Annotated in this window: 17 protein-coding genes; all 17 read right to left on the reverse strand. The window is 55.3% G+C overall.

Annotated elements, in window-relative coordinates:
- On the reverse strand, positions 1–321 hold a 321-nt coding region (locus L2W58_RS08015; RefSeq protein WP_236102829.1), incomplete at its 3' end, for a hypothetical protein.
- A gap of 12 nt (positions 322–333) precedes the next feature.
- Positions 334–1,539, reverse strand: coding sequence for a hypothetical protein (locus L2W58_RS08020; RefSeq protein WP_236102830.1), 1,206 nt, complete (start codon positions 1,537–1,539; stop codon positions 334–336).
- Positions 1,540–1,718: 179 nt separating this feature from the next.
- Complete coding sequence (locus tag L2W58_RS08025) at positions 1,719–2,153, reverse strand: hypothetical protein (RefSeq protein WP_236102831.1); 435 nt, start codon at positions 2,151–2,153, stop codon at positions 1,719–1,721.
- A complete protein-coding gene (locus L2W58_RS08030) occupies positions 2,150–3,736 on the reverse strand; it encodes a hypothetical protein (protein WP_236102832.1) in 1,587 nt (528 codons plus the stop codon). The genes L2W58_RS08025 and L2W58_RS08030 overlap by 4 nt, the downstream gene beginning before the upstream one ends.
- A complete protein-coding gene (locus L2W58_RS08035; RefSeq protein WP_236102833.1) occupies positions 3,736–5,991 on the reverse strand; it encodes a hypothetical protein in 2,256 nt (751 codons plus the stop codon). The genes L2W58_RS08030 and L2W58_RS08035 overlap by 1 nt, the downstream gene beginning before the upstream one ends.
- A complete protein-coding gene (locus tag L2W58_RS08040) occupies positions 5,976–6,323 on the reverse strand; it encodes a hypothetical protein (protein ID WP_236102834.1) in 348 nt (115 codons plus the stop codon). The genes L2W58_RS08035 and L2W58_RS08040 overlap by 16 nt, the downstream gene beginning before the upstream one ends.
- Positions 6,323–9,691, reverse strand: a complete 3,369-nt coding sequence (locus tag L2W58_RS08045; protein WP_236102835.1) for a phage tail tape measure protein — start codon at positions 9,689–9,691, stop codon at positions 6,323–6,325. Before L2W58_RS08045 ends, L2W58_RS08040 begins: the two co-directional genes overlap by 1 nt.
- A 4-nt stretch (positions 9,692–9,695) precedes the next feature.
- Positions 9,696–9,914, reverse strand: a complete 219-nt coding sequence (locus tag L2W58_RS08050) for a hypothetical protein (RefSeq protein WP_236102836.1) — start codon at positions 9,912–9,914, stop codon at positions 9,696–9,698.
- 23 nt (positions 9,915–9,937) lie between these two features.
- A complete protein-coding gene (locus L2W58_RS08055; RefSeq protein WP_236102837.1) occupies positions 9,938–10,294 on the reverse strand; it encodes a hypothetical protein in 357 nt (118 codons plus the stop codon).
- 2 nt (positions 10,295–10,296) lie between these two features.
- Positions 10,297–11,070 (reverse strand): phage tail tube protein, encoded by a 774-nt coding sequence (locus L2W58_RS08060; protein ID WP_236102838.1) that lies wholly within the window; start codon positions 11,068–11,070, stop codon positions 10,297–10,299.
- 16 nt (positions 11,071–11,086) lie between these two features.
- Positions 11,087–11,494, reverse strand: a complete 408-nt coding sequence (locus L2W58_RS08065; RefSeq protein ID WP_236102839.1) for a hypothetical protein — start codon at positions 11,492–11,494, stop codon at positions 11,087–11,089.
- The gene (locus tag L2W58_RS08070) at positions 11,485–11,991 is read right to left on the reverse strand and encodes a phage virion morphogenesis protein (protein WP_236102840.1); all 507 of its coding nucleotides are present in this window, start codon (positions 11,989–11,991) and stop codon (positions 11,485–11,487) included. Before L2W58_RS08070 ends, L2W58_RS08065 begins: the two co-directional genes overlap by 10 nt.
- A 4-nt stretch (positions 11,992–11,995) precedes the next feature.
- Positions 11,996–12,388 carry a phage protein Gp36 family protein gene (locus L2W58_RS08075; RefSeq protein ID WP_236102841.1) on the reverse strand — a complete coding sequence of 131 codons (393 nt, stop codon included), beginning with the start codon at positions 12,386–12,388 and terminating at the stop codon, positions 11,996–11,998.
- 16 nt (positions 12,389–12,404) lie between these two features.
- Positions 12,405–13,469 carry a major capsid protein gene (locus L2W58_RS08080; RefSeq protein WP_236102842.1) on the reverse strand — a complete coding sequence of 355 codons (1,065 nt, stop codon included), beginning with the start codon at positions 13,467–13,469 and terminating at the stop codon, positions 12,405–12,407.
- 21 nt (positions 13,470–13,490) lie between these two features.
- Positions 13,491–13,916 carry a hypothetical protein gene (locus L2W58_RS08085; protein WP_236102843.1) on the reverse strand — a complete coding sequence of 142 codons (426 nt, stop codon included), beginning with the start codon at positions 13,914–13,916 and terminating at the stop codon, positions 13,491–13,493.
- 2 nt (positions 13,917–13,918) lie between these two features.
- Positions 13,919–14,884: a phage protease gene (locus L2W58_RS08090; RefSeq protein ID WP_236102844.1), complete on the reverse strand. Its 966-nt coding sequence runs from the start codon at positions 14,882–14,884 to the stop codon at positions 13,919–13,921.
- 83 nt (positions 14,885–14,967) lie between these two features.
- Positions 14,968–15,351, reverse strand: coding sequence for a YjcQ family protein (locus L2W58_RS08095; RefSeq protein WP_236102845.1), 384 nt, complete (start codon positions 15,349–15,351; stop codon positions 14,968–14,970).
- Positions 15,352–15,364 lie beyond the last annotated feature (13 nt).

Raw genomic sequence — 15,364 nt, forward strand, 5'->3', positions numbered from 1 at the left:
ACCGTAGGGGCAATTTACGGCATCGACCAGGATAGACAACCTCTGCGCCGTCGTCACCGCCTCGACCGATACGCTACCCAGCAAGACGTTACGCCCCTGCGAGTAGACGTCATAATCCGTGCCTGATGCCAATGCAGGCAACAGGTACAGGTCCAACGTTTTGTCGGCTGTGGGTGCCGTGGCAAACTGAAAATCTATCTGGATCACGCCGCCTATGCTCCCTCTGAAATCCACCTCTTGAGAGAATGTGGCGGCGGCTGTATTAGCCACCGTCTCCGAGCTGGACACTACTACCGTCTGGTTCTCCGTGATCTGGCTCATGTTTTCGTCCTCCTACTTCTCGATGTGTAACTGCCAATGGGACAGTGCTATCGTTCCCGATCCACCCGTAACCTTGCCCTCGATCTTTGCGGACATGATCGCCGAGGGAACTGACGGAAACGGACAATGTATCTCCACCACTCCGCTGAATGCGACCGCCTGCGTCACGCTCTCTGTGCCTATGGTGATACGGATATCGGCTCCTGTAGCGGTCCCCAGGTCCACATCGGCCAGCAGGATCACCCCGCCACGACCGTCCACGTCCAGCCAGGTCGGCAGGAACGTCGAGGTTCCGAGCTCTGCCCATGAGGTCGAGTTTGTGCTGTTGCCTGTACCAGACCCCACCAGTGGGGGCGCAAACTCATTAACAGGATCGGCCATGATCTTGAGCCGGTCTACCGTCACCGTTCCTGTCGTGGACAGAGCCTCGACGGTCAGATCCCAGGCCACGCCGTCGATCAGCGTCGAGGTGTCTAGCGTCAGCTTGTTCGTGCCCACACCGGCAAACACCGACGTCTCCGCCGTGATCGTGGTCGTACCGTCGGATAGAGATAGCCTGACTTGGCCAGATCCAGAGCGACGCAGGAGTACCGATAGCTCAGGCATGTACCAGTCCGACCGCCCTACGATCTGTCCGGTGGCCAATACCTCATAGGCCGTAGCCGTCGTACTGGACGGGATAGTCGTGTGGACCAGGGTGAGCATGACGGAGGAGCCGCCGGAGCCAAGTGCGTCCAGCTTAGTCTTGTCCTCTGCACTCATGAGCCCTTTGCCTGCCTGAGTGGCTACGGGAATCATCCCCGCCAACTGAATCACGGTCAGGTCCTCTGGATCACCAGCCCCAGCACTTACTCTACCCTTGACCGTCTGCGTCGCCATGTCAGCCAACTTGGCATTGGAGACTTTGTTATCCCCTATCACCGTCACGCCATCTCCGGTGCTGGTAACATCACCTGAGTGGTCAGGATGGGCATACTTATTGGCCTCTGCCTCTATGCCGTCCATCTTGACTTTGTCGGCGTAGGACATCAGCCCGTCCTCGGTTAGGGTCGCCACGTCGGTCTCTGCTTTTGCGTTCCAAGCCGTCTTTTCGTCGTCAGTCACAAACCGGTGGTCTGCATCCTCGGTAATCATGGTGGCTGGGTGATCGCTAGGGTGAACGTATTTGTTGGCATCTATATCTATGCCATCCAGCTTGATCTTATCCGTAGCGCTCATTAGCCCATCGTCGGTAACAGTGACAACATCAACCCCGGCCTGACTGCTCCAGGCCGTCCGCTCATCGTCTGTTATGAAGCGATGGTCTGCATCTTCCACAATCATCGTGGCTGGGTGAGTGAGAGGGTGAACGTAGCTACTCCCCCCGCCGCCCCCACCTCCCTTGCGTCTCAAAGGCATTACTCTACCTCCTCTGCCAGCACCCTAAAAGTACCTCCGAGGGCACTGGACAGGGTGAGCTTTGGAGCCCTCCCCCAAGGGATACGCCCCACATAGTCGGCGTGCTCGTCCAAGGGGATAGGATCGCCGCCCATGATAGAGACCGCTCCTACTCCAGCGATGGCGATTACTGACAGGTCGTATAGGTCTCCAACCGGGGAGGGGATAACGATGTCCACCGGTACGCCTCCAGTTATGTCAACGTCCTGACTCACCAGCACCTGAGGGGCAGGGGCCGGATCATCTGAGGTCTTAACCAGCCCGAGGGCCGCAGGCATAAAAAAAGGCACCGGCTTTTCTTCGCCAGGTGCCCAAAGCTTTGCTCCCCATGACACGGGATAGTCTTTGTCGTTTCTGTATGTAGGCATGGCAAGAACACAATCCTTTCCTATCATCTCAGCTTCTCTTCGTGTGCTGACTCCGCCTCTGCTCTGAGCTCGTCAAAATCAGCCGCCTTGACCGGGCCAACCCAGATCATTTTTTCTACCGCAGGGTCATGGTCCCAGTCCCGGTCTCTTCCGTAGGTAGTCCCCTCCAAAAACATCTTGGCCTGAGGAGGATATGTGGCCCCTACGGGTAACGACTCTTCTGGAATGTGCATATTTACTCCATAGTTGTGACCTCCCAGTTCAAAGATCGCCATGTGTGGAGAGAATTTATTCTCTAGGTACGGTAAAACAGGATAGTAGTACGTGGTCTCCATAAAGGGGGCGAACCATCCCACATCACGCCCCGCCACAAGATAACGACTGGTTGACGGACGCTCTATTATTAAAGTGAGGTCGTTCCCCTCGTAGGCCATCGGACCTATCATTTCCTCTTCACTGAAAAGAGTTCTATGGACTCCATTGATACGGAACTCGCCGGGAATCACATAATTTAACCCCGAGAACTTAACACCAAACCATGCGGCAGTAGAAACTATCTTCTCGGGCGCCCATTGCGAAACCTCTTCTAAGGTCACTGGCAAGTATCCCCACGACGCCCTCTTCTCGTTCAAAAGCTCCACTAACCTCGGCAGTTGACTAGCATCCACGGAGAACTCTGCCTTGTCTAGCCTTTTGTCCCATGCAGACCAACACTCCTCCGCAGTGTTGAACTGAACCCCGGGGGCCCATTCCGCAAAATTCATTTGCCATGTTCCTTTGTCCCAATACCACCATGGACAAAGCTCTGGGATTTGGGCATCGATTTTGATAGAGGTTCCACCGAACGCGCCTCCCCAAGCTATCTGTAGCGCCCCAATACGGAGGGACGACCCCCAAGGGATCTTTAATCGTACCTTCGACACACTCCACGAATCAGACTGGAGGACGTTGTTGAGCTTGCCCGTCTTCCACCATCGAATGCCGTCCCGTTCTTCCACAAAGGGGTACAATGTTCGGAAACTTCTACCCTGTTGAGAGGAAAAGGGCCAAGGCGCGGCTGTATTGATGTAAAGGGGCTCCTCTAGGTCGTGGCTATCATAAACAAAGCTAAATGTCTTGGGATGAAAGGTGCTTTTACTATAGGTTCTATGATCGAACTCTAGGTCATGCGACCTAGACATGACTACCCAACACTGTGGTGTGTCTAAGAACTCCTCGCCCCAAGTCCCAGAAAAAACCGCGAAGAAAGAAGGGGGATAGACTCCGCTCCCCCACCTATCCCAATGGGCTCTTACCATCAGAGAAACCGAGGCAGAAGAGGAGTAGAGAGAGTCGGCGCTCGCAGAGACGGTTTTGCTCTCCCACTCGATCTCCCCTTCTTCATCCCGAGAAAGAGAAGACAAAAAAGAGAGTTTGCCCTCCGGGAAGTTGCTTTTTTTCGTCATTCCCACGTGAACAGTCACGGGGTCTCTTGGCAAGTACTTTGATGGTTTAAAAGGGCCTCCAGTCGCCACAATAGGGAGAGGGCCTGATTGTCCAAACGCAAGCGCGTCTCTCCATTCGGGGAGATTGGGCCCTCTGGCTGAAATAACAGGGGATATAGTTGCCATTAGCCGATCAGTCCTCCTCCGGGGTCCTCTGGTTCAGCAGAGCCCCCTACTTCTGTAGATAAAGCCCATCCATCCACGAGGGGGGAGACTAAGACCTTATGAGCCCCGGTCAATACAACCCCGCGCAGTACTGGGTGGCTCGGATCATCTATTTTTTCTATTGGGATTTCGACGGGGTCTCCTACTGGCGGGGGGTTCTCCCCTTCGGCGATGGCGTCATCGGGGACGTTATACCCTAGCCTAAACCCCGAGACGACAAGAACATACCCCAAGATCTTGCTGGCTCCCCTTTTGACCTCCCAATCAAGATCAACTACCATGGGGTAACACTGGGGGTCGCCTCTCGGGGTTATGTTTAGCGGGCCTAGCTCCACTTCTAGAGAGGGATCTCGTGGGGTCCTTTCCACAGAGCCAAAACTGACCGCCGCCTCTTGAGGTCTTTCTAAGATCGTCCAAGTGATCTCCCTTCCTGACGGGCGAGCTAACAAAACGGTAGCGCCAACAGGGATATTATCGCGTCCGGAAGCAAGTCCCCGCTCGGCGCGAACTTTTCTCCCGCCCCCTAGATCTACCAGGTATCTCCCTTGGCTGATAAGCCCTGCCACCTTCCCCCTGTCGACGTTAGTCGTAGTCCGCCCATGTTTTTTGATTAGATCAATAACAGCCTCCGCTACCTTAGGAACTCCAAGTAGGGCTTTTTTTGTTTCTTCTAGCCGGGGTTCTGTTTCCAGTTCAACAAACATAGTGTTCTCTGGTAATCTTACCTCTACGGCAGACACCCACCACTTCCGGTTACGCCAATGAACCTCGTACCCCGGGCAGGTGGAATAGTCTGGGGCCCCTTGCCCCATCGAAATTTCTAACCGAGCCTTTCTGATCCGCGAACACTCCGCCAATTCCCCCCGAGCGTATCGCTTCAACGTCTCCATGTCCGCTATCCCTACCACTGAAATCTCTTTACGAATTTCGCCAAGAGCGCTAATAGATTCACTGTCCTTTGCTGTCGCCTCTAAGTGTACCGAGTGTATCTTTTGTGGAGGCGCTTTTATCAGCGGTTCGACGGATGCCCCCCCGACAGTAGCCCCTCCGTCAGGAACCCACCGCCACGCAATATCTTGGGCACGATTGACCACGTACCAGTCCCATTTCCAATGATCTGAAACAACTCTTTCGTCTGGCAGGACTCCCTCTTTCACCGATCGATAGACACGAGTCCTTGTTTTTGAGACATTAACCATCGGTCGCTGTAGAGGGGACTTTGTTTTCTCTTCCTCTTGGATCGTCGTCGTTACCTCGGAATAACCAGCCAAGTTGACGCTCCCGCTAGTCTCCTCTATTCGTTTTTGAGACAACCCCCATTGCAGGACGTCATCTTCAGGATCATCCACCCACCAATCCCACCGAGACAGGACTACTCTTTTCGTGTAGCTGTACACGTTGTCGCTTGAGACGGAAAAAAGGATTTCGGTTTCTTCTCTCTCTTGCTTGTTCGGGTCTTCGTTGTCTGGAGAGAGGACAATTTTAGTGTACTTGGTGCAATATCCATAATCGTCGTACTCCCACCGCTCCGTCTGGTCGATCCCTGACTCCGAATCTTCTTCCTTCCGGAAAGTCATCTGATCCCCCGTGGCCTCCCACGAGATGGTAAGCCCCCCTAGCTCTTCCTCCCCTGAGGTGGAGGACAGCCCCTGCGTCTGTACCCACTCGTCATGTACAGAAACTGTAACTACATTTGCATACCCCCCGGGGTCGTCCTCGACTGTAGCAGACAGAACCCAGCCGTCGTCTATTTCGACTTGAGAATCAGAAGAGGGAAAAGCCCCCCACCCTGTCCCGTTAAAAAGCAGAACTCCACCAGAAGACAGCAAAACTATTCTCACAAGGTCTTTCCAATTTACCTCTGATTCGGGGGGGTATCCTCTCCCGAAGAAAACCCCCCCATAACTGACTGAGAACCCTGTCCGTTCCAACACGGAGAACATTGTATCAGCAAGATAAAACTCTTCAATTCCCCCGTCAGTCGGCCCGATCAAAACCTCTGCCAGTATAGCCGTTGCAGGGTCTGACACAGAGAGAGTGTAGATCCCCGTCGCTTCGTCAAAGGTTCTCCCTGATACATAGCAAGCATAAGGCAGGGTTATACTTGTCCCTACGGGGATATCTTCCAAAGTCGTAATTTCCCCCGAGATAATCCCGAATCGGTTCGCCCTTGCGTTCAAGGCCAAGCACTTTGACATATTCAGCTCGATTGCCACCGGCTCTCCACCTCCTCCAAGGTGATCTCGTACTCTCCGATTAGCGCCGTCGGTTGGCTTATCTCAGAGATCCCCGTTATGTAGACATTCGCGCGTTCTCCATCCCTGTCGGTAAAGGATATAGGGGTTACCCCCTTGTTCAGGAGTAGGGGCATTATGTCTCCACAGGGGGCGACAACCCTCCATGTCCTTACAATTCGGGCCGTCCCTATCGCCAACAAAGTCCCGTCTAAAGCCCTTTTATAAGAGGTCAAAACCTTGGGGGTCATTGTGCAATTCCCCGGTGTGGGCTGGTACAGGGGGACAAGCTCGTCGAACTGTATCTCCTGCATCACAAGCCTCCCCCTTTCTCGGCCAATTCTTGGGCAAGCGTCCCCGTCGTCCCGCTAGTAGCGGCTTGGGAAGAGCTGTTTTTTATCGACGACTGCATCCCCGCTATTTTTTTCTCTAATCTTGCAAAAGAGGCCGAGAGAGATCTATCTATCCCCTTTGCCATGGCGTTCCCCATTGCAGTTCCCAGTATCGTGCCAGAGGCTTCCAGCGCAGGGGCAGACTTTTGAAGAATCTGATTTATCCCCCTTACAATGGTTTCCCCCATAACTCCGGCAGAAACAGACAGACTTTTTGTGATTCCCGAAAGGGGAATTTCCATAGAGGACAACCCCCGGGATAACACTCCCTGGATCTCTCTCACGACCACGGTTGCCTCTGTTGAAAGAGTGGCCCCGACCGATTTTAGGTTTTTCATGGGCTCTCCTCCATCAAAACCTATTCCTACGGGAGAAGCGGGGCTCGCCGCCCCGTCTGCTTTTTTGGAGGATATGCTGTCAAAAAGATCTACCGACTGCCTCCGTATAGTTGCAAAAGTCTTATCAAAAACCTCGGTAACGGCTTTCCCGTTCTGCGTCCAGGAGGTAACAATTTCTTTCTCGTTCTCTTCGTTCATTTGTCGATATCCTGCCGAGACGAGCGCCTTTATCCTTTGGACCTCCTTGTCTATTTGAGCGAAATCGCCCCCCTGGAAAAGTGTCTTTTTGCCGTCGATCCAGCTCTCTTCCTGCGACGTCTTAGCAATCCCCGAGAGTTCTGCTTCCCCTGCATCTTTCGCCGCTTTCAAAGCCTTTGAAATTTCTTCAAAGAGCTTTCCTCCTCCTCTTTTCCCTGCGTCGGTCAACGCCCGTACAAAGGCGTCTGCCAGATGCGGGTTTTTATTCTTGAGCTCCGATTCCAGATGGGAAGCCTCTTTTATCACCTGCTCCCGGAACGTCTCCATTGCGTTATCTCTTGGGGTCCCAAAGCTGGAAATAGCTTCTTCCGCTTGCTGTCGGGCGACCAGTATATTTTTATCCAGGTTTTTTAGAGCTTGTTTTAACGCCTCTCCATCTGTCATTTCCTCTAAGGGCGTTCCGATTCCACCTCTGAGCTTGGATGAGACTGCCTTTATAAGGGCATCTCCTCCAGACATCCCCATCTTCTCCATAGCAGACACGAAAGCGGTAGCCATATACGGGCTACTTTCTTCGAACTGGTCTTTTATCCCAATGACCGTCTTCAAGAGCTCTTCTTTCATGACGGCCCCAGCCTCAGAAGACGATAGACCAAAGACCTCCATAGCCTTTTTCCCCTTGGCCTGGACCTCTTTGGACATCGCCCGGACCTTTTCCAAGGCGGCCCCCAGCTCGTCTACGCCGAGAGGAGAGAACCCCTTCTGTAGGGCGTCATTTCCTCTCCCCAGCTCCTCGCCCATCAGGTCCACCGCCTGGGCTACGACTTTCCTCGTCGACTCCGGCATATCTCCCAGCCCCTGGAGGACGTAGCTCTTTATGTCTTGCCCTGCTTTTCCGGCTTCCTGGGCCAGTTGCTTTATCTTGTCTCCATAGACCGCCATGACGTTCTCGATCGAGAACGTCCCAGCTTCGGCCTGTTCTTTCATCTTGTCTATGTTGCGCTGAGTCTCTTCTGCCGACTTTTTGGCTTCCTCTTTCGCCTTGATGGACGCATCCGCCATTTCCCGATAGTACGGGGGGAGTTTTGCCAGGGCCTCGGCGTTCCCTTTGACCGCCTCGGTATAATTACGGGCGTTTTCCTCCATCTGGTCGGCGCTCTCTTTTGCGTCCCAGGCTTCGTCTTGAGCTTTGGAGAAGTCATATAGCTTTTTTGTGAGTACCCCCACAGTGACTCCCAGCGCCGCAAACAAGCCGCCCAGAGGGGTGGTCATCAGGGGGATGATAGCCGCATTCAAAAGCCAGATAAGCTTTTCCCCCAACAGGGCAATGTTCCCGCAAACAGTAATAATTTTTCCCGTTGCCCAAAGTCCCGTGATGGCAAGGGCAAGGCCCTTGAAGTTGTTTATCAACCAGCCCCAGGGGATCATGTCTCCTAAATCCTTCAACGCCCCCACGAGCTTTGAGACTCCCTCGCCAAAGTTCTCGAACCCTTTGGAGATCTCTTCAACGTCCAGGCTGTTCAGTTTGTCTTTGAACTCATCGACCGATCCCATGCCGGAGCCGAGCCCGTCGAAGAACGCCTTTACCGAGTCGCCGAGGACTCCGGTCTCTTTCGCCCACGTGTTGAAGGAGTCTATGATCTCCTTCACGGTCCCGATAACGCCCTTGGCGTTTTCCTTCATGCCGTCAAAGGTAATCATCATCGTCTCGCTGAGGGCAGACTGGACCTCTTTCAGCTTGTTGTTCCAGCTCTCCATCTGCTTCGCCAGGAGCTCTTGAGTCGTGCCAGTCTTGCCCATCTGGGCCTCTAGGTCCTTGAGCTTATCGGCCATTCCCGCCAGAGTGAGCCCCGCCGTAGCCCCCTCTGTTCCGAAGATACGCGCGGCATCGGCGGCGTCCATGCCCGAGTCTTTCAGCTGTCTAAAAATCTCGTCCAGGGGGCGGAGCTTCCCTGTCGCCGTGTCGTATGCTTTCACTCCCAACCGACTTAGCACCTTGGCCGCTTCGTCTGTCGGGTCGATCAGTTTCAGCATGACTGACCGGAGGCTCGTCCCTATCTGGGACCCGTCAAGCCCCGCGTCGGCAAGAGTGGACATGGCCGCCGCTGTAGTCTCCAAAGACAGCCCCAGCTTTGACGCCACGGGCCCGACGTATCTTAGCGCGCTCTGGAATTTCTCCATGGTCATCATGGATGATGATATGGAGTTGTTGAACACGTCGGTAACTCTCTCCGACTCCGACGCCTCTAGGCTGTAGCTCTTGAGTGCCATTACCACGGCGTTCGCCGACTCTCCCAGGTCGTAGTTCTGCGCAATGCTAAGGGATACGACGCTCTGGACCGAGTCCATGACCTGCCCGGCGTTGAACCCGGCAGAGGAGAGGGAATACATGGCAGACGCCGCGTCGGAGGCCGAAACAGGAAGGTCGGCCCCCAATTGCCTGGCCACGTCGGTCATGCTCTGGAGCTCCTCCGCAGTCGCGCCGGAGACCCCTTGCACCTTCAACATGGCTTCCTCGAAATCTCCACCGATGGAGAGAGAGGCGGCGGTCAACCCTGCAACGGTGGAGGACACAGCCGCGACTCCGGCGGTGAGCCCCTTCATGAGAGGGTCAAAAACCGTCCCCATGCTCTTGCCCATCCCAGAGATCTTTTTCCCCATGGACCCGACGCTATCGGCGAGCCCGTCCAGGCTCTTGACTGCCCCGGATACTTCCGCACCTATCTTGATCCATATTTCTCCGCCACCCGGCATACCGTCACCTCCCGTCTCCTATCAATCCCATATCCACCAAGTCATCGGAGGACAGCCCCTCCCCTTGGGGCTCTTGTTCGTCCTCGTCCTCCTCTGACACCCCAGACAATGCCAAGAGGACCCGTGGAGCCGCCGAAGCGTAGAGCCAAAATTTCCAGGCCCACCAGCGATTTAACGCCGTGTCCTCGTCGATATGGAACTTGGCCGACAAAAACAACAGCATTTCCACGAGTCCTATGTCGTCTTCTATCCCTGCAACGAGGCGGGGAGCTTGTCCTTGAACCTCTCCGCCAGCTCCGTAAAATTTTTGAGGAGCCCCGGGATGTCGTTTGACTCCCATATCAGCTCGATCATGTAGGGGATCTCCGCTTGAGGGAAGCTCTCCCAGCCATCAAAAGAGGGGAAGGAGGTCCGCAGGATAAAATCCAGGGCCTCCCCCCCCCTCTTCAATATCAGCATAGGCTTTCCGGTCTTCATCGCCTCCGGATCTATCAACCCCACCAGTTCCATGAGATCGCCAAGACTGAGCCGCTTGAGCTCGTGGACCTCCCCGAAAATGTTCTGTTTGATAGCATCAGGCCGGAGGATCTCCCGTACCTTCATGCCTACCAACCTCCATCAGGGGCGGCAGTGGCGTCAAGGTCCATCTGTACTCCCAGCTGTTGCCCTGCTGGTTTCGTGCTGTCCGCCAGGGCCGTCAAGGATACGTCGATGGGGCTGTCTTCCGACTCCTTGAAGGTAACGGAGAAGTTCCCGTCTACCTGACACTTCCAGAGCTTGATACAGCGGTATCGCCCGTCGGTCCTCTTGTGCCAGAACTCCACACGGAACGTCTTATCACTTGATCCGGAGCCGCCGAACCCGATCCCGGAGCCCTCAAAGGTCTCATAGTCGTACGTGACCTTTACGTCTTCCCCGTCCGTGACGGCGGTGGAGGAGCCCACCCTGTAGATCGTGCCAGCCAGACGGTCGATGTAATAGTCCGTCCCCTCGACCAAGGACGTGCTGTCATCGACGGTCACGACCGAGGTTATAGCCGAGATCCTGCCGTGGGCCAGGGCAGAATGGCTCCCCTCGAAAATGGAGACAACCTCGTCCGTAGCCGTGCCCGTCCCCGCGGCCTCCGTAACCTCCGAGTATTCGGGCATAAGTCGGCGTATCGTGTCCAGGTTCGCCTCCAACAGTGCGAACTTGCTCGTGTAGGTCTCCCCGGTCAGCACCTTTTTGACGGTCGTAGCCGGGAACCCGGACTTTTTCTCGAAATACTCCTTCCCGTGTTCAAACTGGAGATCTCCATCCAGCTGTCCCACGTCGTAGCCATCTAGGTAGAGCCGCCCAGTCCCTATCAGGATATCGTTAGCGTTCTTTACGTTTGCCATCCAAAACCACCTCTTCCTATTGAGCTATCGAAACGGAGAAAGTCGCCGTCCAGAGACCGTCTCCGTCGTCCATCTCCAGACCCGCCAAGGTGACGCCCTGGAGCCTCATTCCCCTGTCTCCTCGTCCTGCCGCCTGGTATAAGGTCTCCCCAAAGAGATCCGCCACCGTACAGGCGTCTATTGCAGACAGAGAATCGAATAGCGGGAGGACCAGTATCACGGTTGCCTCGCAGGTGCCCCGTCCCCCGTTCAGGGGATACTCTCCCGCTGAGGGGACAACCACCACGCTAGGCGGGACCGCTTCCCTCGGGTTCGCCGTTATGACCAAGGACTTCCCGCACTTGCCCTCCAGGTAGTCCCTGAGATCGTCCATTTTGGAGATCCCCGCAAGCAGGTACTCCAGAGCCTCTTTCATCATTTCCACGCCGCCTCCTTTACGTGGTGCAGGATAATGCCCCGTATTCTATCCATCCCGGAGTCGGATACCCCAAGGTATGGACGGGCGGGGATGTGCTTTCCCCCTGTTTGGTGGACCTTGGCATAGGAGAGGACCGACCCCACCATGGCCGAGCCGTTGCTGTGTTTCGTGGCGATGGAGGCCCGGAGCTTGCCGGTGTCCATGAGGATCTTGGCCCCGGACTTGGACCGCATAAACGCCTTGGACTGATACCCGTAGATCTTTTTGAGCTTCTTCCTGTATCCTCTCGTCCTGCGATACGCCCGGCTCTTGAGCGTCCCCTCCGACAGCTTCTGCCACGGCGTCCCGTCAGGGGCCCTCTGCTCTCTGAAACATCGCAGAGACTCCGACTTCATCACCTGAGCAACGGCCTTCCAGACCTTTTTTGTCGATGGGGCCTTGGCGATCTCCATAATGTCCTTCCGTACCGCATCCGCTCCGATGACCTCCATGGTTATCTTCATGCCGTCACCAATCCGACATAGCGTCGTCGGTGAAGACCTGCTCCGCCCCGCCCCCTCGGATCAGCCCTCGGGGAGCCTCCTCTTGCTCGCCGGGCAAGACGCCCGATACCTGGAGATCCGTTAGCATTTCCTTGGCCGCCTTGTATTTGTCCTCCGAGAGTTCCTCTGTCTCGGAGAAATGCGCCGTGGCGAAATAAGCCGCCAGCTTAGCCGAAATGGTTACGACCACAGTCGGCGGCCTATCAAACGGCACGGTGAAGCTCCTGGATAGCCGGGCGTCGATATAGTCATCCGCCCTTCGTATATGCCCCTCCAGGTAGGAAGGCAACTCCTCGCCGAACTGCCTTTCCATCTGGGTGACGAGGGGGAGATATAGCTCCCCCCTCACGTCTGCCACCGTGCAATACATAACCCTATCCGCAGACCTTGATGACCATGATTCCCGTGTCGCAGGTCAGGACCGGCAAGGGGTGGGATTCCACGTACAGGCTCTTCGTCTTGCCGTCGGGAGAGACCTTGATCTTGCTGTATAGCTCCACCATCGCCAGGGGATTCTCCCCAAGGTCGAAGTCACTGACAGCCCCATAGTGCATTTCCCAGAGGGAAGGATGGGTCAGAATGACGCAATCCTCCGGGATATAAGGGCTTGCCGGGGTAGCTCCGTCAGCCGGATAGGAGGCCGCATATTCGACCATCGTCCCGACTCCGGGGATCTGAGCGACCGGAGTAACGAGGTCCTCTTTGATGCCCTGGTTGATCTGGAGGAGCTGGACCCCTGCGCTCTTGAGCCAGCTCTTGACGTTGCTGTTGGCTCGGAAAGCATCAGCGGCGGCGGTCCCGGCAATGATTACCGTAGGGTTGACACCGTTCTGGGCCGCAAAGGTGCGCTGGAACTGCGGAAACTGTGTCAGAGGATCGCCAGCACTGGAGGAGGCGTCCCACTTCTCCGATACGGTGAACTTGTTCCCGGCAGGTACGCCGAAGTCCACCGAGAAGGAGCGTCCGGAGGAGGCACACGTATAATCGATCCCGCCAGTGCCGAGAGCCTGAGAGAACATCCACTCGATCCGCCTGGCGATAGACCTTTTTAGGTTCTTCTGTTTCTTGGCGATCATATCGTTAAACGCCGCGACTACGCCGTCACTGTTCCCAGACCCCAGGATGATGGGCGACTGTCCGGCCATGCGAAGCTTGGCCACGTCCGACGCCTTGATGGTATCCTCCAAAAAGATCTGAGGAGGGGTGACGGTGTAGGTCTTGTAGCTTTCCGCAAAGTCGACTTTGGTGGCGGGGTCTCCGTTGTTCCCCATGGGGGCGAGATCCCTTCTGCCGTGTTCGACGTCAAACATAGCCGTCTCGGTAGGAGATTTCACCGAGACTCCCTTGCCGAGGATCTTTGATAGGTACAGATTCTCCGGCTTGATCCTATTGATCGAGTGCGTGAGAGTTGCCGGGGTATAGAGCTCCAAAGGGTCCATAGGTATTCCTCCTTTATCTCTTTATCTCTTTATCGTCCTGGGGATGAGCCCCGACCCAAGCAAGAGATTTTCAACCTTCGCCTGGACAGCGGCTTCAAGCTCCTCGAACGCCGTGGACTCCAAGAGGACCAGATCTTTAGCGATCTCTGCCCTCAAAACTACCTGCGCGCTTACTTCCGACGTAGCGGCGATCGTGACCGGTTCCTCCAGGAGAGCGAAAGTCTCCCCGGGGAAAGCCGCTATAGCCGTGTCGAGATCTGCCACCGCCAGGAGGGTATATTTTCCGTCCGACCCCTTGGCGAGGATGGCTCCCTTCTCGAAGGAGACCTCTGTCTCTCCCGCGTTGGCTACGATGCCAACCGCCCTTGTAGCCGCGTCCAGGGCCCCAACGATCAGGGCCTTGATCCTGGGGGATTCCCCTACTTTTCCGTAGTTCGGTACACCCATGATTATTCCTCCTCCTTCGGCCCGTTCGCGCAAGCCGCTATATTGTCTCCCAGCTCAATCGCTTTCGTAGCCTCGACCTTCGCCTCTGCCGCAGGGTCGCCCATGGCGGATAGGGAGATCTTCGGTACAGATCCCAGGACGTCGTTCAACAGGGTCTTGAGATCCGTCTGCTTGTCATCGGATAGCTTGATAACTTTGCTGTCGTCAGCCATCAGCACAGGACGGATCTTGTCCATGACGACCGGAGGAACGCCTTTCCCCACCCAGCCGTCGCAGAAAGCCTTTACATCTGCCTCGTGCTTTGCCTTCCGGAGCCTTTCCGCTTCCGCCTCCGAAGCGTCCGCCAGCTTTTTGCTCTCCTCCGCCTTATCGGACAGCTCCTTGTTCTTGGCCTCCAGCTCTGCCAGTTTCGCCTCTAGCTCTTTTATCTTCTCCGGGTCCATGTTTTTGCCACCTTTCTCGTTGTCGTCAGGGGCCGGAGCCGGGTCGTTCATCGGTTCCGTAGATTCCCCCTGCTCCCATGCTCCGCTGTCGCTCAAAAATAGGGGCTTCACTCCCGGATGTCCTGGTTGGTTCACCAGTGCGACACCGAGGAGAGCCGCCCCCACCTTCTTGCCCGTCTTCTTGTCCGTATAGTCCGGCGTATATTCGGCGCTCATGTACCGATATCGCCCGTTCCTGATCTCTTCTGCCGCTTTGTCGTCCACCTCCATCCGGAGGTACAAACCATCCGGTTTCGCTATAGCTTCCTTCACCACTCCGGGGCTCGGTGCTCCGTCGCCGTGTCCGATCTTGACAGGAGGAGGATACGAGGGGGCTTTCCCCATGTTTGCCGCCAAGCCTGTCACCAAGTCCGGTGTTATGTTGACCTCCCCATATCTCGGATCGTGAAACTTCCCTATCGGCAAGGCGTTGTACAGCAACTCCTCCGACAGAGATATCGCCTGTGTCGTCAATAGTTCCGGCATATGCCGACCCTCCTTTTTTTTGCACAAAAAAAGAGCCGCCTCTCAAAGAAGAGGAAACAGCTCTTGCGTAATAGATATTTTATTTAGAATCCTGCGAGGATCTGCGTTATATAGCCGATGAGGAATTGTGAAGCAACGTTATCCACCAGCTTTTCTGTCACCTTGCGCAGCTTGTCATATCGGCGAGAAGATCTTTCTATCTCAAAAAGCCTTTCGACGTATTCGATTCCAGCATTGGTTATCTTAACCTTAGAGGTTCGGACGACTACTGGGAACGCTTCCTCCCCCGCAAAAACCATAACAGCGTCCCTGATATACTCCTCATTCTCGAGTTTGCAGATCGCCACGTTAAAAACCTGAGAATCGATCCCAATAGACTCGGGGCTGATGTTCTCCATTTGAGGCAGGTCTTTTTGGTACTCTGCATATATCGCCGCCAGGACAAGCTCTTTCGTTTCAAGCTTCATTGCGACTCCTCCT

The organism is Dethiosulfovibrio faecalis (assembly GCF_021568795.1).
GTDB classification, from domain to species: Bacteria; Synergistota; Synergistia; order Synergistales; family Dethiosulfovibrionaceae; genus Dethiosulfovibrio; species Dethiosulfovibrio faecalis.